At 57.1% G+C, this 21,681-nt stretch carries 20 protein-coding genes and 1 tRNA gene; 11 read left to right on the plus strand and 10 right to left on the minus strand.

All coding sequences use genetic code 11. The annotated features are described in order from the left end of the window. Positions 1-470 precede the first annotated feature (470 nt). The 4 genes from ACR0AG_RS22010 to ACR0AG_RS22025 all read left to right on the plus strand — a co-directional run bounded on the left by ACR0AG_RS22010 (position 471) and on the right by ACR0AG_RS22025 (position 4,368). Entirely contained in the window at positions 471-1,211 is a 741-nt protein-coding gene (locus tag ACR0AG_RS22010; RefSeq protein ID WP_480842787.1) for a 5-oxoprolinase subunit B family protein, read from the plus strand. Continuing rightward, complete coding sequence (locus ACR0AG_RS22015; RefSeq protein ID WP_480842789.1) at positions 1,208-2,206, plus strand: 5-oxoprolinase subunit C family protein; 999 nt, start codon at positions 1,208-1,210, stop codon at positions 2,204-2,206. Before ACR0AG_RS22010 ends, ACR0AG_RS22015 begins: the two co-directional genes overlap by 4 nt. Before the next feature lie 12 nt (positions 2,207-2,218). Next, positions 2,219-2,980, plus strand: a complete 762-nt coding sequence (locus ACR0AG_RS22020) for a LamB/YcsF family protein (protein WP_480842791.1) — start codon at positions 2,219-2,221, stop codon at positions 2,978-2,980. A 140-nt stretch (positions 2,981-3,120) separates the two neighbouring features. After that, complete coding sequence (locus ACR0AG_RS22025; RefSeq protein WP_480842793.1) at positions 3,121-4,368, plus strand: hypothetical protein; 1,248 nt, start codon at positions 3,121-3,123, stop codon at positions 4,366-4,368. Between the two features lie 75 nt (positions 4,369-4,443). Here ACR0AG_RS22025 and ACR0AG_RS22030 read toward each other — a convergent pair whose 3' ends face one another. Both ACR0AG_RS22030 and ACR0AG_RS22035 read right to left on the minus strand, forming a co-directional pair. Then, a complete protein-coding gene (locus ACR0AG_RS22030; RefSeq protein WP_480842795.1) occupies positions 4,444-5,850 on the minus strand; it encodes a D-alanyl-D-alanine carboxypeptidase family protein in 1,407 nt (468 codons plus the stop codon). 250 nt (positions 5,851-6,100) lie between these two features. Next, positions 6,101-6,802 (minus strand): HAD family hydrolase, encoded by a 702-nt coding sequence (locus ACR0AG_RS22035; protein ID WP_480842797.1) that lies wholly within the window; start codon positions 6,800-6,802, stop codon positions 6,101-6,103. 92 nt (positions 6,803-6,894) lie between these two features. Between ACR0AG_RS22035 and clpS the strand changes: the two genes are divergently transcribed. From clpS to hemF, 4 genes are read left to right on the plus strand one after another with little or no spacing between them, the layout of a single operon-like run. Beyond that, the gene (gene clpS / locus ACR0AG_RS22040; RefSeq protein WP_480842799.1) at positions 6,895-7,236 is read left to right on the plus strand and encodes an ATP-dependent Clp protease adapter ClpS; all 342 of its coding nucleotides are present in this window, start codon (positions 6,895-6,897) and stop codon (positions 7,234-7,236) included. Between the two features lie 16 nt (positions 7,237-7,252). Next, entirely contained in the window at positions 7,253-8,218 is a 966-nt protein-coding gene (locus ACR0AG_RS22045; RefSeq protein WP_480842825.1) for a class I SAM-dependent methyltransferase, read from the plus strand. 37 nt (positions 8,219-8,255) lie between these two features. Then, positions 8,256-9,053, plus strand: coding sequence for an SDR family NAD(P)-dependent oxidoreductase (locus tag ACR0AG_RS22050; RefSeq protein WP_480842801.1), 798 nt, complete (start codon positions 8,256-8,258; stop codon positions 9,051-9,053). Between the two features lie 5 nt (positions 9,054-9,058). Then, the gene (gene hemF, locus ACR0AG_RS22055) at positions 9,059-9,943 is read left to right on the plus strand and encodes an oxygen-dependent coproporphyrinogen oxidase (protein ID WP_480842803.1); all 885 of its coding nucleotides are present in this window, start codon (positions 9,059-9,061) and stop codon (positions 9,941-9,943) included. Between the two features lie 3 nt (positions 9,944-9,946). Here the strand turns inward: hemF and ACR0AG_RS22060 are convergent, their stop codons facing one another. The 4 genes from ACR0AG_RS22060 to modA all read right to left on the minus strand — a co-directional run bounded on the left by ACR0AG_RS22060 (position 9,947) and on the right by modA (position 13,175). After that, positions 9,947-10,357 carry a hypothetical protein gene (locus tag ACR0AG_RS22060; protein WP_480842805.1) on the minus strand — a complete coding sequence of 137 codons (411 nt, stop codon included), beginning with the start codon at positions 10,355-10,357 and terminating at the stop codon, positions 9,947-9,949. A gap of 262 nt (positions 10,358-10,619) precedes the next feature. Beyond that, a complete protein-coding gene (gene modC, locus ACR0AG_RS22065) occupies positions 10,620-11,711 on the minus strand; it encodes a molybdenum ABC transporter ATP-binding protein (protein ID WP_480842807.1) in 1,092 nt (363 codons plus the stop codon). Beyond that, positions 11,708-12,400, minus strand: coding sequence for a molybdate ABC transporter permease subunit (modB, locus tag ACR0AG_RS22070; RefSeq protein WP_480842809.1), 693 nt, complete (start codon positions 12,398-12,400; stop codon positions 11,708-11,710). The genes modC and modB overlap by 4 nt, the downstream gene beginning before the upstream one ends. A gap of 4 nt (positions 12,401-12,404) precedes the next feature. Further along, positions 12,405-13,175 carry a molybdate ABC transporter substrate-binding protein gene (gene modA, locus ACR0AG_RS22075; RefSeq protein WP_480842811.1) on the minus strand — a complete coding sequence of 257 codons (771 nt, stop codon included), beginning with the start codon at positions 13,173-13,175 and terminating at the stop codon, positions 12,405-12,407. 189 nt (positions 13,176-13,364) lie between these two features. Here modA and ACR0AG_RS22080 point away from each other — a divergent pair, with 189 nt between their 5' ends. Together ACR0AG_RS22080 and ACR0AG_RS22085 are read left to right on the plus strand one after the other, a co-directional pair. After that, positions 13,365-14,618: an aminotransferase class V-fold PLP-dependent enzyme gene (locus ACR0AG_RS22080; RefSeq protein ID WP_480842813.1), complete on the plus strand. Its 1,254-nt coding sequence runs from the start codon at positions 13,365-13,367 to the stop codon at positions 14,616-14,618. An 84-nt stretch (positions 14,619-14,702) separates the two neighbouring features. Continuing rightward, positions 14,703-14,778: transfer RNA gene (locus ACR0AG_RS22085), tRNA-Val, on the plus strand. 175 nt (positions 14,779-14,953) lie between these two features. Here the strand turns inward: ACR0AG_RS22085 and ACR0AG_RS22090 are convergent. The 4 genes from ACR0AG_RS22090 to ACR0AG_RS22105 all read right to left on the minus strand — a co-directional run bounded on the left by ACR0AG_RS22090 (position 14,954) and on the right by ACR0AG_RS22105 (position 20,375). Then, positions 14,954-16,837 (minus strand): amidohydrolase family protein, encoded by a 1,884-nt coding sequence (locus ACR0AG_RS22090; protein ID WP_480842815.1) that lies wholly within the window; start codon positions 16,835-16,837, stop codon positions 14,954-14,956. Positions 16,838-17,010: 173 nt separating this feature from the next. Beyond that, positions 17,011-18,189, minus strand: coding sequence for a carbohydrate porin (locus ACR0AG_RS22095; protein ID WP_480842817.1), 1,179 nt, complete (start codon positions 18,187-18,189; stop codon positions 17,011-17,013). Then, positions 18,186-18,950: a DUF3299 domain-containing protein gene (locus ACR0AG_RS22100; RefSeq protein ID WP_480842819.1), complete on the minus strand. Its 765-nt coding sequence runs from the start codon at positions 18,948-18,950 to the stop codon at positions 18,186-18,188. The genes ACR0AG_RS22095 and ACR0AG_RS22100 overlap by 4 nt, the downstream gene beginning before the upstream one ends. Before the next feature lie 27 nt (positions 18,951-18,977). Then, complete coding sequence (locus ACR0AG_RS22105) at positions 18,978-20,375, minus strand: amidohydrolase family protein (RefSeq protein WP_480842821.1); 1,398 nt, start codon at positions 20,373-20,375, stop codon at positions 18,978-18,980. A gap of 142 nt (positions 20,376-20,517) precedes the next feature. On the opposite strand from ACR0AG_RS22105, the gene ACR0AG_RS22110 reads away from it, so the two are divergent. Further along, positions 20,518-21,522 (plus strand): AraC family transcriptional regulator, encoded by a 1,005-nt coding sequence (locus tag ACR0AG_RS22110; protein WP_480842823.1) that lies wholly within the window; start codon positions 20,518-20,520, stop codon positions 21,520-21,522. Positions 21,523-21,681: the final 159 nt, after the last annotated feature.

Consider the following 21,681-nt stretch of genomic DNA (forward strand, 5'->3'; position numbering starts at 1 on the left):
CCCCAGTCTCTCCCGAGCGTCTCAACCGTCTTTCCAGTCCGTCAGGCCTTCTCAGCCAACCAAACAACAACCTCTGCTGCGCCGGTGAAGGGGGTTCTAAGCTTAACGCACACTGACCGCAAGTGGAAAATTGCGCGATAAACGTTTTTTTCTATTTTTTACTTTTTCATATTATTTTCAAACAATTACATATCAATACCACCACGCTATCCCGACCCACCCGACGCAGGCAGTCATTATCTGGTAGTCGGGTCATCGCCACTGACTCGGCGACTGCACAAGATTTAGGGGGTTCGGTGATCGCCTTCCACAAGAGAGCCGCGACTCGGGACCTGCCTGCGAGTCATCGAGTGAACGATTCCGGAGCCGGTTCTACCAGGCCAACATGCATTTTCCCGCTGGGCCTTGCGCAAACACAAAAGATCGGTTGAGGTCCGGGCATCAATGCAAGTGGGTGAGCCTGAAAACCGATGACCAAATCCGACTCTTTCCCGCTGGTGCGCACCGTTGGCTATGACGGTCTTCTGATAACCTTCGCCAATGAGATGGCGGAACCGGCGAACAGGGCGGCACTGGCTTTCCGAGGTGCGCTGGATGCAATGGGCCTAAAGGGTGTTCTGGAAACCTCTGCCTCGCTGGCGTCAGCTTATGTTCGATATGACCCGTTGATCACTCCGCACGATGACATCAACCGCCAAGTGCAGGACGCGCTGAACCAAAAGGACTGGTACCAGACCGCTTTGCCGCCGGGCCGAAAGCTCTGGCAGGTCCCGACCGTGTACGGCACGGATCTCGCGCCGCAGATGGAGGATGCCGCGCGGGCAGCGGGCCTTGATGTAGAAGAGGCGATCCAGCGGCTCAGCCAGTCCCGGGTGCGAGTCCTGACGATTGGGTTCGCGCCGGGGCAACCCTATCTCGGACCTTTGGGACCGGAATTCAACATTCCCAGACTGAAAGAGCTGACCCCGATGGTGCCTGCCGGGGCATTGGTTCTGGCAATATCGCAATTTGTTCTGTTTTCCGGCCCAACCCCAACGGGCTGGCGGCATGTCGGGCAGACCGCATTTCGCTGCTACCGCCCTGACCAGAAGGACAGCTTTGCGCTAACCCCCGGAGACGAGATGCAATTTGTCTCGGTCTCGCGCGAAGAATATGAACATGTTCGCCACACCAACCCGGATGGTGCGACCTGGCAGGAGATCGTCGAATGAGCCTGAAGGTTCTACGCATCGGTCCCGCCTGCACGATACAGGACACTGGGCGCACCGGGTACCTGAGCCAGGGTCTTTCACGCTCGGGCGCGGCAGATCTTTTGGCGCTGCATGAAGGCGCCGCATTGCTGGGGCAAAACGCGAATTGTGCCGCACTTGAGATGGCTGGCATGGGTGGCACGTTTGAAGCGCAACAGAGCGCACGCATTGCCCTGACCGGTGCCCCCATGCAGGCCAGTATCGATGGCAGTCCGGTGGTCTGGAATGCAACTCACGCTTTGGAGCCTGGCCAAACACTGACAATCGGGGCCGCTGTCAAAGGGAACTACGGTTATCTGCACGTGGGCGGTGGTTTTACGACCGATCCGTTTCTGGGGTCCAGGTCGACGCATCTGACGGCAAATATTGGACGGGCGATCGCGCAAGGGGAGGTTTTGCCTGCCGAAGTCACCCAAGGCGAGGCAAATCGAAAACTGCGGTCAGAGGATCGGTTTTCGGGCGGCACATTGCGGGTTGTCACCAGTTTCCAATCCGATCTGTTCGACACCGAGACCTTGGAACGGTTCGTCGCAACCGAGTTTTCGCGCGGTGCACGGGCTAATCGGATGGGAATGCAACTGGAAAGCGCAGGAGAGGGCTTTGCCGCCAAGGGCCAGCTCAATATCCTGTCCGAAATCATAACCCCCGGCGACATCCAGATGACCGGCACCGGAAATCCGTTCATCTTGCTGCCAGAGTGTCAGACAACTGGCGGGTATCCGCGTATCGCGACGGTTCTGCCCTGCGATCTGCCCCGCGCCGCCCAGACGCCCGCGGGCGGAAAACTGAGGTTCGAGTTCGTGACAATGGAACAGGCTGTCGCGCTGCAAGCGGCGTTCCAATCCGCCATCACCCGCCTGCCCGGTCAAACGGAACCTCTGGTCCGCGACCCGCATGACATCCCGGATCTGCTGTCATACCAATTGATCAGCGGAATGATCTCGGCCAACGAATAAGGAGAACACCACATGCCAAATGTCGATCTGAATGCCGATATGGGCGAAAGCTTTGGGCCGTGGAAAATGGGCGATGACGACAGCCTGCTGAAGATCATCACCTCGGCCAATATCGCCTGCGGGTTTCATGCAGGTGACCCGGATGTGATGGCGCAGACCATGGCCCTGGCCGAAGAGAATGGTGTTGGCATCGGGGCGCATCCCGGATTTCCCGATCTGCAGGGCTTTGGCCGCCGCAACATGAAAGTTCCGCATAACAGCCTGCGCAATCTGGTGCGCTATCAATTGGGGGCGGCGATGGGCGTCGCCAAGGCCGTTGGCACCAAAGTGCGCCACCTGAAACTGCACGGCGCGCTGGCCAATATGTGCTCGGTCGATATCGACATGGCGCAGGCCTGCTATCAGGGTGCGCTGGACGTCGACCCTGATATCATCATCATGGTGCTTGCCGTCACCAAACAGGAACAGGCCGTTCGGGAACTGGGCTGCAAATGGGTCGGCGAGATCTTTGCGGATCGGGCATATAACGACGACGGCACCCTGGTCGATCGCAGCCTGCCCGGCGCGGTGATCCACGACCCCGAAGTGGCAGGACCACGCATCCTGAACATGGTGCGCAAAGGGGCCATCATCACCGAGAGCGGTAAGCGGTTGGAAACGTCCATCGATACGATCTGCCTGCACGGGGATGGCGCCACCGCTGTGCAAATCGCTCGCTCGGTTCGCGAAAATCTGATTGCGGGCGGTGTCGATGTGACCAAATTCACCCGCTAGTCATGCGGATGTAATTTCACCAGCCCGATATCCTTGTTGTTGCCCGGATGGGTAGAACTGCCTAGCATGCATACAAGTGCATGTTCTGATTACGACAATCCAAGCAGCGCCTGTACGACCAGGTGCAAGGAGACCAGCCAATGTCATTTGATCTGATGTCTTACGAACCCCGGGGCGACAAAAAGAACTCGGAGTTTTTTGCCGAATACCTGCCGATGATTTACGAGCGTCGCGGGTCCTCGGGCATCGCGGATCAGGTTGGTCCCATGCGTGCCATCGTGATTCAAGTGGAACCCGACGCGCTGTTCGACACGCTGGTCGAGCTGTATGTCATGTCACCCTACCGGCACACCGCCAGCTATCTGGGCAAGACCCACAAATTCTCGGTCCTGCATTCCCATTCGGACTACCCGGCCATGATCGTGATGGCGCCGCTGAGCGACGCGTTTGATGATTTTATTCCACGCATCAACCGAATGTACCCGCTGGCGCGCAACACACCGCAAACCCGCTATGTCGGTGAGGTCTTTGGCGCATCCGATTTGAACACCCTGACCAAGACGCTGGAAGACCAGAACATCCGGTTCGAATATGCAGGGGACACGGAAAACCCGTTCTACACTCTGGATGGGTTCCGCTTTACGACGCCCTCGGATTTTACCTGCAACCGGGTTGGGTATTCGACGCTGGATTTCAACGACACAGACAGTCTGGGGCTGGGTGATCGCGTCCTGCTGAGTGCCCAGGAACAGGCCCGACTGGATGAGGCCGAAGCCTTCGGCGCGGACAGCAAGATCTCACCGCTGATGCTGGGTATAGACCACCTGGCAACGCGCGTACTGGCCGGTGAACGTGAAGATGCGATCCTGGAATTTCTGACAATGGTGCCCTATTATTTTTGGGGCGCGTACAACATCTTCGACATGAACTCTTCCACGAATGTGAACCGCAATCCGAATGTGGATGATGACAAGAAATCGCCGGCCAAAGTGTTCACCGCCAACAACACGCCGTCCTTTGTGAATTCCTTTGCCAAGCTGCCGATGCCGACCGAAGACTTCGTTCGCAACTTTGGCCGCAGGCTGCATCACATGGCGGTCGAGATCCAGGATGGCGATCACGGAGCCGGCGAAAAGAACGTCGATTTTGTGGTCAATACGCTGAAAGACAAAGGCGTGCCCTTCCTGGCCCATGTGGTAGGTGAGTGCAAAGACGATCCCAACCTGAAACAGATATTTTCAAAGCACTCGAAGAACACATTGCTGATCACCGAGTATATCGAACGGTGCCACAAATACGATGGGTTCTTTACCAAGGATAACGTGGCTGCACTGACGGCCGCCGCCGGTCAGGACGAACAATATCAGCACGGCCACGTCTTTGATTGATCCCATCGGGCCCGGAAATGAAAAAGGCTGCGAAATCACTTTCGCAGCCAGTGTCCAGTGAGTGAGCGTCCGGCCTTATGATGGCCCGATCATGAAACACGTGACATTGCGCGCTTGCAGTCTTCGGCAGGCCAAATCCGCCTGTTCGCGGGTCATTCCCTGAAACGTGGCATCGAATCCTTTCGAGCTGTGATTGACCTTGCGCAACGTGCCCTCAAGCGTTGTCATTTCTGACAGCGCGGTCTTCAGCAGGATTTTTTCCGCCTCGTACCGGGTGGTGTAACGCCCGACATTGACGCCCCACAGGCGCCCACCAGAGGTCGAAAGGCGTGTCACAACCTCCTGTTCTGGCTCTACCTCTTTTGCGGGTTCGGCCGAGGCAACCACAAGATCACTTGGTCGGGGTGCAGGCCGGGGCGTATTTCCATCACCGGCATCCGCCGCCGCAATTGCGGCGGCGACCCCGTCCTGAATGCGCGCACGGTCTTTGGCTGCGTTTTCAGCCACGGCGCTGGCCACCTGGATCGAACCACCCGGACGCAGAACCGGGCGCAGGCTGGTTTTGGGCGCGCCCGTTACGCCTGCGTATTGCGTTGCGCCTTCCAGCCCGGCATTTCCTGCATAAGCAGGTCGCGACGGCTTGCGGATCGGCGCGCGCGAGGGCGCCCGGCGAAAGCCCATATCCAACAGTTCGGCCACGCGCGCGTTACGCGACGCGCCGGATTTGCCGCCAAACACCGTTGCGATGATGCGTTCGTCCTTGCGTTTGGCCGATGCAACAAGGTTGAAACCCGCAGCCCGCGTGTAGCCGGTTTTGATACCGTCCGCGCCTTTGTAAGCCGCCAGCAAACGACGGTTCGTGTTCGGAACGGTCTTGATTCCCGCATGGGTAGATTGGCGCGAAAACAGGTTGTAGTACTGCGGATAATCATACAGCAGATGGCGGCCCAGCGTGGTCATATCACGAGCTGTCGACAGGTGACCGGATTCCGTCAAACCATGCGCGTTCTTGAAGGTTGTGCGGCTCATGCCCATGGCTTTGGCCGTGCGCGTCATGCGACGGGCAAACGCCGCCTCTGACCCGCTCAGCGTGATGCCGATGGCCGTTGCGGCATCATTGGCCGACTTCACCGCCGCGGCCCGGATCAGATAACGAAATGCGATGGTCTGCCCGGCCCGCAACCCCAGTTTCGAGGGCGGCTCGGCGGCTGCTTTCTTTGTGATCCGCACCGGCGTGTCCAAGGTGATCTCGCCGTTACGAACGGCTTCGAATGCAATATACAGCGTCATCATCTTGGTCAGTGATGCCGGGTGCAGGCGCGAATCCGCGTTGCGTGAATGAAGAACTTCCCCGGTTCGAGCGTCGATCACCATCGCCGCATAGGGGGCTGCAATGGATTTGAATGGCACAAAGACCACAAGCCACAGCAATGCTATAAGGAATAAGCCCGTTCGGGCCGGAACTGTCCGCCGAATCTGCACGATCTTTGCCTCTGTCTGCCTCGCGCCGCCGGGTTTTCCCGGTCAGCATTAATTGTATTATTGCCCTCAAGGCTAACACAGAGTGCTGGTGAAATAAACTGAAAGCTGCATTTGTGCTGCTTTCCAAGGACGCTTCAAATGCTACCATATATAGCGGCTGGGCCGACTTAAGCCGCCATATTGGCACCGCTCCTGAGCCGCTGCATTCAGCAAATGACGATTTATTGAAAATTGGTACCAAACGGCAACATCAACCGAGCGTATGCAGAAGGTCTGGCAACTCTCCCAAATCGGCGATCTCGCGGAATCGCGGTGCGTCTTGTGGGGGCTCGGCTTTCTCGATCTCCCAGACCAGACCATGGGGCACGTAAACGCCCCAGCACCCGGCCTGAATCGGGGCCACAACATCGGACCGCATCGAGTTGCCGATCATCATCGCCGCCCCCGGCCCTTCACCATGCTGCGAGAAGACCTCATGATAGGTGTCGGGTGTTTTCTCGGACACGATTTCCACAGCGTCGAACAACTCCCCTAAACCCGATTGGGCTACCTTTCGTTCCTGATCAATCAGGTCGCCCTTGGTGATCAGCACCACACGATGGGTTTCCGCCGCCGCTTCTACTGCAACACGCGCATGCGGCAAAAGTTCGATCGGATGGGCCAGCATGTCTTGCCCCGCTTCGATCAATTGTCGAATGACCGAGGCCGGCACGCGATCTTCGGTCACCTCGATGGCCGTTTCGATCATGGAAAGGGTAAATCCCTTGATCCCATAGCCATAGTGCTGAATGTTGCGCTTTTCGGCAGCCAGCAAACGATCCATCAGGTGGTCGCGCTCTGCGTGATCAGCCAGTAATTCCGCAAAATGGGCCTGCGTCAGTTGAAAGAACCGCTCGTTGTGCCAAAGCGTGTCGTCGGCATCGAATCCGATGGTTGTCAGCCTTTGGTTCATCCTAATTCCGCCCTGCCCCTCTTTTCTCTGGCTACGGGCACGTTATATAACCCGGCACATAAACCGAAGCTTGAATCGGATTCTCTGAACACATGACTGAAACTCCGTGGATGATGTCTGACAAATCGGACGACGATGGCGACACGTCGATCCTGGTACAGACGACTCCCAAGACCAAGCGTCCGCCGTTGTACAAAGTGTTGTTGTTGAATGATGACTACACACCGATGGAGTTTGTCGTTCACGTGCTTGAGCGCTTTTTTGGTATGACCCACGCTCAGGCGTTCGAGATCATGCTGACCGTCCACAAAAAAGGCGTCGCTGTAGTCGGCGTGTTCAGCCACGAGATCGCGGAAACCAAGGTCGGGCAGGTCATGGATTTTGCCCGCAGGCATCAGCATCCGCTGCAATGCACTATGGAACGCGAAGAATAAGGCCTGATCCGTGGCCCTGTCCCCCCGTCTTGATCTTGCCCTGCAAAGCGGGCTGACCCTGTCGCAGCCAGTGTCGGTGATCGGCGCGACCACCGCTCATGACTTGTCCGGTCTGGCACCCGAAACCGAAGTGGTGCAGCCGTTCAAACCCTTCCATGACCATTTCCAAGCGCTGGGATACTCCGCGACACCCGAGGCAAACACGCGCTGCGAAGATGTTGTGTTGTTCCTGCCTCGATCTAAGGCCTTGGCCCGATCTCTGGTGCAACAAGCCTGCGCGCGCGCAAGCGGGGTGGTCGTTGTCGACGGGGCCAAGACCGATGGCATCGACAGCATCCTCAAGGACATCCGCAAGCGTGTGGCCATCGAGGGGCCGATTTCCAAAGCCCATGGCAAAATCTTCTGGTTCAACGCGGACGCCGATGCCTTTGCAGATTGGGCCGCCCCCAAGACACAACAGGTTGATGGTTTTCAAACGGCACCGGGTGTCTTTTCTGCCGACGGGATCGACCCGGCCTCGGCCCTTCTGCAGCAAACCCTGCCCAAATCCCTGGGCACCACCGTCGCCGACCTTGGGGCCGGATGGGGGTTTCTGGCCGCCGGGCTGATGTCCGATCCCGGCCTCAAACAACTGCATCTGGTCGAGGCGGATCAGACCGCGCTCAACTGCGCGCGGGCCAACGTGGACGACCCACGAGCCCGGTTTCACTGGGCCGACGCCGTATCCTGGAGCGCACCAGATCCACTGGACGCCGTGGTGATGAACCCACCCTTCCATACCTCGCGCAGTGCCGATCCAGGTTTGGGACAAGGCTTTATCACATCCGCTGCACGCAATCTGTCACGCTCGGGGCACCTATGGATGGTGGCCAACCGTCACCTGCCTTACGAAGCGACCTTGACCGAAGCATTCACGAAAGTTGACGAAGTTGCCGGCGACAATCGGTTCAAGGTGTTTCACGCCTCTCGCCCTCGGCGGTGAACCCCGCTAACCTGCCCCGCAAATCAGGAGGAAACCCATGTCCTTTTCCATAGCTGGCAAAACCGCAATTGTGACCGGTGGAGCCAATGGCATCGGTTTGGCCATCGGGCGCCATTTTGCAGATGCCGGGGCCAATGTCATGTTTGCCGACATGGATGAAAAACGCTTGGCCGAAGAGTTGGGCGAACAGGCGGATGACAGCAATGTGCGCTACTTCTCGGGTGATTTGCGCGAAAAACTGACCATTGCAAACCTTTTATCCGCCACTTTGGATGCTTTTGATCAGGTCGACATTCTGGTGAACGGCGCGCGTCAGGTTATCCCGTCCGACCCGTTGGATCCAGACGACGACTCGGTCCGCACCCTGTTGAACCAGAACCTGATGCCGGCCCTGCGACTAAGCCAACTGGTGTCCAAACGCATGATTAAACAAGCCGGAGACGAGGAAACTCCGGCCGGATCGATCATCAATCTTTCGTCGATTGCCGCGCGCCGCACGCATCCGGATCTGATGGCCTATTCCGTGTCGACCGCCGCACTGGATCAAATGACCCGCTCGCTGGCCGTTGCCCTGGCGCCAAGTCGCATCCGCGTAAACTCGATCGCGCTGGGGTCGGTGATGAGCGCGTCGCTGCAATCAACCCTGAAAGAAAACCGGGATTTCCGCGACGATATCGAAAAACACACGCCTTTGGCGCGGATCGCGGCCCCAAGCGAGTTGGCGGAAACCGCTCAGTTTCTGGCCTCTGACGCGGCCGGGTTCATCACCGGTCAAATTCTAACCATCGACGGCGGTCGCACCTTGCTGGATCCTGTCGCTGCCCCTGCACATTGAAAATCATGTTGGAAAAAGAAAAATCTACGGCCTCTGCCTGGTTTCGCCAATTGCGCGATGACATCGTCGCCGCGTTCGAAGCGCTGGAAGACAATCACGAAACCGGCCCTTTTTCCGAGGACGAGCCGGGACGGTTCGAGGTCAGGGAAACCACCCGCCAATCCGAGGACGGCTCGGACGCAGGCGGCGGACTCATGTCCGTCATGCGCGGTGGGCGCGTGTTTGAAAAGGTCGGCGTCAACGTTTCGACCGTTTACGGCGTGCTGGGCGAACGGGCGCAAAAGGCCATGGCGGCGCGAAAAGGCATTCCCGGCATGGCCGATGATCCAAGGTTCTGGGCCTCGGGCATCAGTCTTGTGGCCCATATGCAGAACCCTCATGTCCCGGCGGTGCACATGAATACGCGCATGTTCTGGACCCCGCATGCCTGGTGGTTCGGAGGGGGGTCGGACTTGAATCCCTGTATCGAATACGCCGAGGACACGGCCCATTTTCACAACACGCAAAAGGCGTTTCTTGATCCGCACGGCCTGGGGCACTACCCGCGACTGAAAGACTGGGCTGACGAGTATTTTTATATCCCCCATCGCAAACGCGCGCGCGGTGTCGGCGGGATTTTCATGGACGACTATTGCACCGGCGATTGGCAGCCGGATTTTGCCCTGACCCAGGATATCGGCCGCGCCTTTCTGCCCGCGTTTCTGCCGCTGGTCGAAAATCGCCGTGTTCAAGGCTTTGACGACGCCGACAAGAACGCTCAGCTGGTGCATCGCGGGCTCTATGCCGAATACAACCTTGTCTATGACAGGGGCACCAAATTCGGGCTGGAAACAGGGCACGATCCCGACGCCGTGCTGATGAGCCTGCCCCCGTTGGCCAAATGGGTCTGAAGGCTAGAAACTCAGATCTATGAAGTTGTCATAGCAATAGTCCTGCGCCGATGCGGCAGACATGTTTTCACCCACCCGTTTGACCGTCAACGAATACCCCGGCGTGGTGTCTACGTCCGGCGGCGGGGTGAGTGAAAAGTTGACCGTGCGAACACCCTTTTCGTATGCCTTCGAGATATAAATTCGCTGCGAATTCGAAACGCCCAGCGTCCGGACCGCAAAATCCCCGATTCCGCACCAATATGTGACAGGGGCAGATGATCCGCCGACGGGTTTCACCTGATAGGTTCCATCCTTTAAAGGAGTGACCTCGGTTCTGAATTGCGGGCGCAACTTGTAGCCAAAACCAACACCCTGTGCCCAGGCCGACGACGCAACCAGGAAAACTGCACCTAAAATAATACCTATACGCATAGCCACATCCCGTTCTCGAATTTGGATCACACCTCTCATCAGAACCTATGCCATTCAGACCCAAGGGGAAATACGCGCACTGCTAAAACACACGTTATGCACGCAAAAATGAAAGCACGTCACCTGAGGAAAAGGCGGATTTTTCGGCGATTTGTTAAGCTTTCGACGTTCACCGAAATTTATTTGGATCCCGTGATGCGCCTTTAAGAAGCCACTGCAACATGGGCAATTCCAGATCTTTCTTTAGAACGGCGTTGACGCCTCAGCCCACACGGCCACCAACATCCTGCGGCGCAAGCGCAACCGTCTTGATGACCGCAAAGCACTGGCTGCCCGCCTGCAATCCCATGGCCGCGACCGAGCGGCGCGTGACCCGTGCAAGAATGACGCCCGCTTGCGTATTGATCGAAACGATCGCCCCTGGCCCGTCACCTGACCGAATGGTTTCGATCTTGCCTTCCAGAATGTTCAGGGCCGAAAGACCTTCGGGACGCCGATCCGACAAGATGACCTCTTGCGCGGGAATGCGGATGCGCAATTGCACCCCGACGTCCTGGGAAATCCTGGGCAGAAACAGGCGTTCGCCCCCGGCGCTGAGCTCGGTCAGCCCATCGGCATGATGGGCCTCGACGCGCACCTGCAACACCGCACCGACGGATCGTATCCCTGCCGGTGCAATCGAAGGATCTGCCAGAACCTCAGAGGCGGGACCATGGCGCAGAACCTTGCCATCCTGCAACGCCACAACAGAGGTCGCCAACCGGGCCACCTCGGCTGCCGAATGGGTCACGTAGAGGATGGGCACCGAAACCTCATCCCGCAACCGCTCGAAATAAGGAAGGATTTCAGCTTTGCGCGCATCATCCAGCGCCGCCAGCGGTTCGTCGGCCAAGATCAGCCGCGGGCTGGCCAACAAGGCGCGCCCGATGGCGACGCGCTGTTTCTCACCGCCCGACAGCTTTGCAGGGCGGCGGTCCAGCAAGTGACCGATCCCCAGCATCTCGACCACGCGACCCGGATCTTCCTTTCGCGCATCTCGCGGCGCAAACCATCGGCCATAGTGCAGATTCTGGCGCACTGTGAGATGCGGGAACAACCGTCCTTCTTGGAAGATATATCCCAGCCTGCGCCGATGCGGAGGCAACCACGACCCCTGTCCAGTGTCGAACAACACCCAATCATCAACGGCAACCCGCCCCGCCTGCGGACGCATCAGCCCTGCGACCGCGTTGACGACTGTCGTTTTCCCCGCACCGGATCGACCGAACAGAACCGTCACGCCCTTCGGCGCCTCGAAATCCAGGTTCAGATCGAGGCCGGGCAGAGAGTGGTTCAACCGGACAGACAAGCTCATGACCCGGCCACCCGTTTTGCGACGTGGCGGCCGACCAACTCGGACAGCAAAAGCGCCGCCATGGCGATCACGATCGAGATGATGACCAATCGCATCGCTGCGGGTTCTCCCCCCGGAACCTGCAGAAAAGCATAGACAGCAGAAGGCAGTGTTTGCGTTTGCCCCGGAATGTTCGAGACAAAGGTAATCGTGGCACCAAATTCACCCATCGCTTTGGCAAAGGCCAGAATTGCACCCGCAACCACGCCGGGCAAGATCATCGGCAATGTAACAGTCCCGAAGACCCAGATGCGCGATGCGCCCAAGGTTGCGCCCGCCTGTTCCAGCCGCGGGTCCACGGCCTCAATCGACAATCGGATGGCGCGCACCATCAGGGGAAAGGCCATGACACCTGCCGCAATCGCCGCCCCGGTCCAGCGAAAGGCAACCACAATACCCAGCTGCGCCAATGCATCCCCTAGCGGACCTTGGGTGCCGAAGGTCAGCAACAACAGAAAGCCGGTCACAACAGGCGGCAGGATCAAGGGCAAATGCACCAGCCCGTTCAACAACTGCCGCCCCGGAAACCGCCAGCGGGCAAGCGCGTAGGCGACAAAAATGCCCAGCGGCAGCGTGACCAATACCGCCCAAAACGACACACGCAGCGACAGTCGCAATGCCTCAAGCTCGGCGGGACCCAACCAGTTCACACCATCACCCGCCCGGCAGGGAGAATCCCTGCCTTTCAAAAGTCACCCGGGCCTGTTCCTGTTGCAAAAAATCCAGAAACGCTTTTGCGTCATGGTCCCCCAAAGACGTCACCGCAGCGGGATAGATGATCCGAGGATGCGCGGTCTCTGGGATAGACGCCAGGATCGACACGCGATCTTCGGCGACTGCGTCCGAATGATAGACGATCCCCATCGGTGCCGCACCCAAGGCAACCAACGCCAGCGCCGCGCGCACATTATCGGCCTGCGCCACCTGATCGCGCAGGCTTTCCCAAAGTCCAAGGTTTTGCAGCGCCGCCTTACCGTAAACTCCGGCAGGCACCGCTTCGACGAGGGCCATCGCAAGAAAACCGCCATCCAAAAACGCCTGAAAATCGGTGTCCGGCGTCACCTCAATCGGCGGCTGCCCTGCCGCCCCGATTAGGACCAGACGGTTGCCCAGCAAATCGACCCGTGTGGATTGGACGATAAAGCCCTGTTCCTGCAGCAGATCCATCCAATCGGGATTGGCCGAGATAAACAAATCCGCCGGGGCCCCGTTCTGGATCTGTCGGGCCAGCGCTGAAGATGCGGCATAAGAGATGGTTATATCCTGACCCGACCGTGTCTCGTACAAGATTGCGACCTCATCCAAGGCAGTCTTCAGGCTAGAGGCCGCAAACACCAGAATACCATCGGCCCATACCTTTGGCGGCAAGGCCAAAGCGGCGCAAAAGGCCAGAGTTGCAATGAAACCGCGGCAGGCGCCCACCATCTTTTACCTCAGGGTCAAAGGGTTGCAGTCCTGTTTGGCATATCGGAGGCAACATGGCGCAGGCAAGGGCCCATTGCCGAACACAGAGGCGTTGACGGAAGAAAACCGCACCCATAAGTGTCGCAAACAGGATTGATCCAGCCGCCCGGTCACGATGTTATCGGGGCGACACATGACAGGATACGCCAAATGCTGCACCAAATTCCCGGCCTCACCGAAGCCATCCGCGCCCGTTTCGCGCATGTGGATCATTGCCCGTTCCAAGGCCCGCGTATCTTTTTTGAAAACGCAGGCGGTGCCCTGACGCTGAATTCTGTCATCGAAACATCAGCCAAATTTGCCGCCATTCCCGACAATCAGGGGCGCGACAACGTCGCCAGCCACGCGCTTGTTGACATCATCAACACGGCCAAGGCCGACATGTCCGAGTTCATGAACGCCACAAGCGGGCAGTTTTTTGTGGGCGAAAGCGGCACCGAACTGTTGTTTCGGATGATCCGCACCGCTTGCGTGAACGCACCCAAATCGGGGAAAGTGATCGGCAGTTCGATCGAGCATCCTGCCAGCCGCAGCGCCGCGCGCAGATGGGCTGAAATCTCGGGCCTCGATTATGTGAATGTCCCGCATAACGATGAGACGGGTCTGGTAACCGCCAATGATTACGCGGCGCAGATGACGCCGGATGTGGCCGTCGCGACCATCCTGCACGCGTCGCCTGTCACCGGTATGGGCATGGACGTCGCCGCAATCGCCCGGGCCATTCGGAACGTGGCGCCAGATTGCATGATCATCGTCGATGGGATCCAGCACGCGGCCCATGGACAGATCGACATCGACAGCTATGGCGTCGATGGCTATGCGGTTTCGCCCTACAAAGTGTTCTCACGCCACGGTTTTGGCATGGCCTGGATTTCTGACCGTCTGACCGCCCTGCCCCACGATCAACTGATCAATGCGCCGGCACAGGGGTGGGAGTTCGGGACACGAGACACGGGTGCCTATGCAACCATGACGGATGTCGTAGCCTATTTCGACTGGCTGGGCGCACAGGTGTCAGACGTTGATACAAGGAAAGAACGCATTCGCGCGGCAGGCGAGGCGATCCATGCGCATGAGACTCACCTGACCAATGCCATGATCAATGGAACCGGCAACCTGCCTGGCCTGCGCGACATGGATCACGTCACAATCCTTGGAGGCGCGGATAACCCGTCGCGCGAAGGTCTGGTCTCGATTGTCGTCGACAAGGTGCCGTCGGCCGACGTGGTAACCCGCTTGAACGACCAAGGTATTCGAACCCATACCCGCAAAGCCGATCATTATAGCGGCAATGTCCTTGACCCGCTTGGCCTGTCCGATTGCATCCGCATATCGCTTTGCCACTACAATACAGAACACGAGGTCGCCCAATTGTTGACCGCTCTCAAGGATATTCGCGGCTGAGATCAGGCCTTTGCGCAGGGATTGCAAGAAATTCTCGCGAACCCTCTTGCACCCGCCCGCAGGCTTGGCTAAATCCCCCCTCACGGGTGATTAGCTCAGTTGGTAGAGCGCTTCGTTTACACCGAAGATGTCGGGAGTTCGAGTCTCTCATCACCCACCATCCTTTCCCCGCTATGTATCAGCGCCTTAAGTGATTGACACCTTTCGCCGTACTGCGCGAGAAACCGTGCCTATTGCGCCTGGGCCACGCATAAACGGATGACCAGAATCCACCAGCGCGAAATGTCCTGGAGATGAAACGGAAAAGATCTTGTGATGCTCTGAGAACCTGCAAGTTAGTTTGCTCTGCGTTGCTCTGAGGGAATAGAGCTTGATCCCCTCGTTCTGGACATCATAGCCCTCGCATAATCCCGTTTTGCTGTCGCGCGGTCCTCGAAGCGTGCGTGCAGAACGCAAAAGAACAGGGCACCGTCATCCAATCCGTTGCGAGGCGTAAACCAATCAAAAGGGTCTGCCGGCTTTACCGACGCATACTGATTAGCCGGTTTCGTAACAGGTGCGACACTCGCTTCTTCATTTGTGATATCGTCAAGCAGTGTCGGACGGGCCGTGCCGGTATCCGGTGTGAGAATACCCATGATCTGTTCGCGCCCCGCCGGAACGAAGCGCCCGCTTTCCTCGACTGGAAACCGGATCGGTTGCCCTGCATAAACATCGCGCTGCACTTCACTGTTCTTAACAACAAGTTTTCCGTTAACCAGCACATACAGAATGCCCTCTGACGGAAGCTCTTGCTGACCGAGCGTATAGTTCGCCTTTTCGGTCACAGTCTCCGGATCAAAAATCGTGATGTCCGCGACCATGCCTTCTTGCATTCGCCCACGCACCTGCATTGCTCGTAACCCCGTATCACCCAATCGCTTCGCGTGGATGTAGCTTAGCTGAGTCAGTGTAAGCATGAGTGGAATGTCCGCTTCGCGAGCCAGTCGCAAGACAAGCGCGTGGCTGCCCGCTGACCGAGGATGCCCAGCATAGTCTTCGTAGGGGGCATCCCAACTCATCAGATTGCCCTCGATATCCAGCCCGGCCATACCGTCGCCCGAGATGCCATAGCCTGCGATGGTGATCCAATCATTCAGCCATTGCTCTCTTGGCGGGCTAAAAACAATCGCAGTCCTGCCAGGCTCATTCTCGGCGAAGTTCAAGAACTCGTCTTTGGTCACAAAGCGATCAAGCTGGGGGTCAAAGATGGTGTCTTCGTATTTGTACCCCATCGAACCTTCCCAGTTTTCTGGGGCGATGATCGAGGCTCCGTAGTTTCCTGATCCGGCCGTCCAGGGATAGTAGCTGGACCAGACGTTGTAGCCTTGGTTGCGGGCCATCTGGAGCTTTTCCTGATTTTCCCACCAGCCATAATCATTGTCATGGTGTATATGCAGCGGTGCGCCAAGCACCATCGCATTGACCAAAATCTCATTCACACCCGTCTGTGTTTCTGTCGGCGTCGAAGCACTGGGATGAAATCGGTGATGAACCGAAGTCAATCTGCCATAGCGCGCCGCAGCCCGCTGCGCTTCGAACATCTCATAGGTCGTGATGCCTTCGCGGGCATAGCCGATGGTCGAACCGACGCCGAGCGCGCCTAGACGCAGTCCTTCATCAAGCTGCGCAGTGATGTCGTTCATCTGTTCCCGGTTGCTTGGTACAGACGACCACCCCTCGACGCCGTCTTCCACGGATTGTGCCCTGAGTGCGAAGAAGTTTCGGAAATCTATGTCCCCACCTACCAGCACAAGGCCATCGTGAACCCGCATCCGTGCGAATTCTTGTCCAACGACTGTGCCGTAGTTGGCCTGTGTCACGCCTTTGCGAGCTTCGTACCATTCATCAATATTTGCGGCCCCAACCTCAAAATCCATTTGGGTCGTTACACCATCACGTAGGTTGACTTTGATGCCCCAAGGGTCGAGCCCATGCTGTTCAAGGTCGATAAATCCGGGCGCCACAACATGCCCGGTCGCATCGATGGACTCGTTCCCGCCAATTTCCTTGTCGGTAATCGCAGTGATCCAGCCGTTGCTTATTCCCACATTGGCGATCTGATCGAACCCGGTTTCCGGGTCCATTACCCGACCGTTGAGGATGACCACATCGTATGTTTGCGCAACACACAATGTCGAACACACAGATATTGAGCCTGCCAGAAACAAGGTACGCATGGATTGATCCTCCTTTTGATCGACAGGATAGTGAAGATTAACCTCAAATCACCATAACAGAATGTTTCGATATTTCCTCATAACACTCACGAATGGTCGTTTTGCCTGCTTCGATGGCCAGAGCCAATCGCGGACGCCCTCCGCTTTTTCTTGGCGCTTGTTATCTAGCCACCTCAAAAAACGATCCGGGTTCTTAGGCCGAACAGGGTCATGCTATCCTGATCGGGGTTCAAAAGCGGGTCGGAAATGAACTGCAGCGATGGCGTGATCTGCAATCCGGGTGAGATTGAAAAACGGTAGAAGGCTTCGAGTGTGAACTGATCACCGTCTATGCCTCTTGCTTCGGCCCAGCTCAGGCCCAGCCCGGCCAAATCGGTATTGCGACCATAGTAACCCAGACCCGCAGACACCGACCGGTCATAAAGCGCGGCTGTCCCCTTTGAGGCCCCTGCACGAAAGAACGGCATCCATTTGTTTTCGACAAACCAAGCGGCGGAAAACGCTGCGCCGTAATCTTCCGCTCGGCTGCCATCGTCGGCTGCATCTGCATGCCAGAGGGTCAAATGGATGTTGTCGAAGTAAATGCGTTCAAAGCCGGATGTGTAGCCAAGTTCGAGTGACTTGAAGAGATTGCCGTCGCTAAACACATCAAAGTTTGGATCAGACGGGTCGGCGTTTGCGTCTGAGACGCTCGCAACAGCGTAGAAGTTCTCGCTCAGCTTGACCCCACCGGCGATACCAAGACCCGGGTTGGGCGCGTTAAGTGTGGGGTTGGTATTGAAAGACAGGTTCTGGAAGCCGCTGTAGGGGCTGACCAGCCCATAGATGTCCACGAAATCCGTTACATCAATCTGCCCGACTTGCAGCGTCCACGAACCGTTTTCAGCCCTTTGGGTCCAAAACAGGTTGGTCAGCAGCAGACCGTTATCGTTGAAGGCCGTCCCGGTGATAGAAAGCGCTCCGCCATCCAACCCAAGAAACTGCGGCGCAACATCGGTGTAACTGTGTCGGTCTTCGATCTTGAATGTGAGAGAACCCTGTTCAGTTGCCTGCCAACTGCCATAGAAACGCGCTATTCCGCTTGCCGCTTCGCCGGCTCCCAGATCAGCATTCGTGGATTGGCCCAATGCCAGGTAATCGATGTTGAACCTAAACCCGCCCTCGGCCAAGCGGTCTTTCCACTGAAACCAACCCGATGCGATGTTGCGTGGAAATTCCGACCGAAATTGCGGATCGGTCAACCCATCTCCGGGCTCTAGATCGGCTTCAACCGAAGAAGGCCCGGACAGCCCTTGCGCCGAGGCCGCGCAAGCGAAAGCAATGCTCAATGCGGCAACCAGAAGTCTTATCATTCAGACGCCTTTACCCCGCCGGTCTTGCGGTTGCCTGCCGCGTGGATGCGATCAGCGGCGCGCTGCTTCCATTCCAGCCTGTCTGCTTCGGTTTCCAGAGTTTCGACCCGCTGCGTTTCTAACTTGAAAGTCGTGTTCATTGGCATGAGGCCGTCCACAACCATCATATTCTGATCAGAAGGATCGATCGTGAACACACCGGTCAGCCGAACGGGTTCGTGGAAATAGCTGGGCGTCCAGTCCCCATTCAACCGCACACGGATCATTTGGTTAGGCGGAGGTGGAGGCATGTGACTGCACATGCCTCGTTCTGGCACCAAATACGCAACAGGCCGACCGTCCGGATCACTGGGGGCAGGAATGGCAAAGCCCGCAAGTGTGATTGTTTGGCCATCGAATTGCGGATTTCCGTTTGTTCCGGCCTTTCTTCGACGTTCCGCTACAACCTCTCGCTGATCGAGCAGCCAGTCGACATCAATCCCATCAGATGCCAAGGCATCCTCGGTCTCGGTCAATAGTGATTGCCACTTTTGCCGCTCTTCTTCGCTGGCGATGTCCTGTTGAAGCCGATCCCGCAAGCGCACAACGAACAAAACATCGTCGAATTGTTCAGGACTAAGATCGCGATAAGGATCCTCAAAGTCCTGTACTGCCGGATCAGGCAGGTCGGCCCAGTCCAACGCTGTTCCAGAAGTGGCGATCGCGGGTTGGGCGCAGTAAACCAACCCAGCGACGAATAGGAAGCGAAACCAATGACGCATGAAAGCTTTCCGGCTCCTTTGTGCGGATCAATCCAATGTGTCTTTGTAGATGATACCATCTTTCATGATAAGGCGGATCGTTTCTGGGCTTTCAGGCCTCGGGTCAGCACCGAACCACTGATCACCTGTTCCAACGACCGAGAAATCTTCGAGCGGATTGCCGTCGATCAGCAGGATGTCGGCATAGGCGCCTTCTTCGATCACGCCCAGCTTTCCGGCGGTATACGGGTTCATAAAGTCACCTGACAAAGCGACCACCTCCCCTCCTGTGGATGTCAATGTCACCATAGACGTATATGGACCAAAAAATTCATTGTTCAGGTGCTTCTCGTAGGCGATCTGGATGTTGCACGCTTCAACCGAACCAACGCAGTCGGTCTGGAATCCTCGCTTTACCGGGCATTCCTTCATATTGTCGATGTAGCCCGCAAATGTGGCCGAGGCGGACTTTGCTTTGGCCAAGCTCGACGGAACGTTTGCCACCGCTGGAATATCAAGCAAACCGGGATCGAACGCCGTCAGGTTGGTCGTAATGTAAGCCCCTTTTTCGTTCATGACCTGGGCAATTTCACAATCAAACGAGAAGCCGTGTTCGATCGACATCACACCCGCGTCGAGCGCGCTCAGGATCGCTTCCTTGCGATAGGAATGCGCCATGACATAGCTGCCATATTCATTGGCCACTTGCACCGCTGCCCTGATTTCCTCGGGCGATCCAGCCAGCAATTGCCATGGATCAAAAGCTGAAACCACACCGCCGGATTGCATGAATTTCAACTGTGTCGCGCCCATGCGGAAGTTGTTGCGTGCAAACCTGTAGACGTCGTCCACTCCGCTAACTTCCTGCGCCATATTCAGGCGGCTCATATTGGTCTCTGAACCTGGCGGAGCAGTGAAATTCGCAAAGTCAGCGTGACCACCGCGCGTTCCGATGAATGCACCGGATGGAAAGTAACGTGGGCCGTCGATTTGCCCTGAATCAATTGCGCGGCGCAGCCCACCATTGGCCCCACCCGCGTCCCTGACTGTGGTGAAGCCCTGCATCAAATACATCTCGGCCATCCGCGCCCCGTGAATGGCAAAGTCTTCCCAAGTCGTGTTGGCCTCCATCGCGGGCAGGGTCGGTCCCATCAGCATGAGATGCGCGTGCAGTTCAATAAACCCGGGGGTCAGTGTCCGCCCCTCTCCGTCAATGACTGTGGCATCGGGGGCATCGATGGCATCAGTTGAGACGGCCTTAATCAGGTTGCCTTCAACCAAAACGCTGGCATTTTCGATACGCTGTTCATTCACGCCATCGAAGACATGCACGTTGGTAAACAGCGTTTGGGGTTCTGCCTGTTCCTGAGCCTGCGCGGGCGCTGAAAAAGAAAGACCGGCAGCGACAATCACCGTCGCGCAAAGGGGCATTCGTAGACCGGACATAAGGACTCCCTTCATATTCATGTTTTACAAACTGTAGTCCGGAAAATCCTGGCTCGGTTGCCACTTTCGAATTAGGATGTTCGAATGTGACTGAAAAAATGGCCACTGAACAAACCTACCGATCCTCACAAGGGTGACCAGATTGCCGTTCAACTCCACCTCGCACGAGCATAGCGAGGGCTTTATTCGCCTCGCTTTGGCGGCTCCGTTTCTGCGCTATCTCATTGATCGCCAGATCAATCCGCAACCTGCGTTGGACCAGGTCGGCTTGAATGCCGATCTGTTGTCTGACCCATCCATCTATGTTCACTCAGAGTTGGTTTACGGTCTGCTGAACGCCTTCTCAGACCTGTCAGGGGATCGATATCTTGGATTGAAAGTCGGTGAGACCTTTGACCTGGAAGGATGGCCCCCGTTCGCTCAGGCCCTGCAATCGACAAAGACACTGTTCGAGTTCTTTACCCGTTTTGTGGGGCTTGTACCGCAGGAGACCAATTCGGTTCGGCACAGCCTTGTCATAGAAGCAGACAAAGCGACCTACCGTATCGAGAGGCAGCAGGAACCGGTTGTCCCACCCATTCAGGTGACCGGGTTTGGTGCCGCGATCTATGTTCGGCTGTTGCAGACTGTCGTCGGAACCTCCTGGGATTCGTCGCGTGTGCGATGGGAAAGCAGATACATCAATGGTCTGCCTATCAACTACAAAGGGATCGAAGTTGGCCTTGGAACCGATCCCGGAATGCAAATCAGCTTTCCTGTGGAATGGTTGTTCTTGCACCATGTTTCTGAAGGCGCTGCCGAACCCTTCGCCGCGCCTCAACAAGATGAAGAAGTGACCGTGGTGGCCGCTTTGCGTTCCGTCCTACGCGACAAATTGGATGAAACCGATTTGGGGCCAGAGGCGGTGGCAGAGTTGCTGGGAATACAGCCGGAACGGTTTCTGAAGGCGCTGCAGCAACAAGGCACAACACTCCCCCGCGAGGTCAAACGGCTGCGTGTCGATACCGCCAAAGAGCACCTCAAAGAAGACCGGATGACAATTGCAGAGATAGGCCTGATGCTCGGCTATTCTGACAAGTCCCATTTCACTCGCTTTTTCCGAGGTCAAACCGGAATGACGCCGACACAGTTCCGCCTTGGTGCGTAATCGCGCCTTTTCATATGAACTCTGCCACACTTGTTATGGGCTTCTTAGACGGATTGAAATCAAAACAAAAAAGGCCGCCCCATTGTTGGGGCGGCCTTCTTTCGTTCGATGGAGTGGGCTCTCATTGCTCTTTCAGAGCAACTGCCGCAACCAGTCGGC

The organism is Ruegeria sp. H6 (assembly GCF_056532975.1).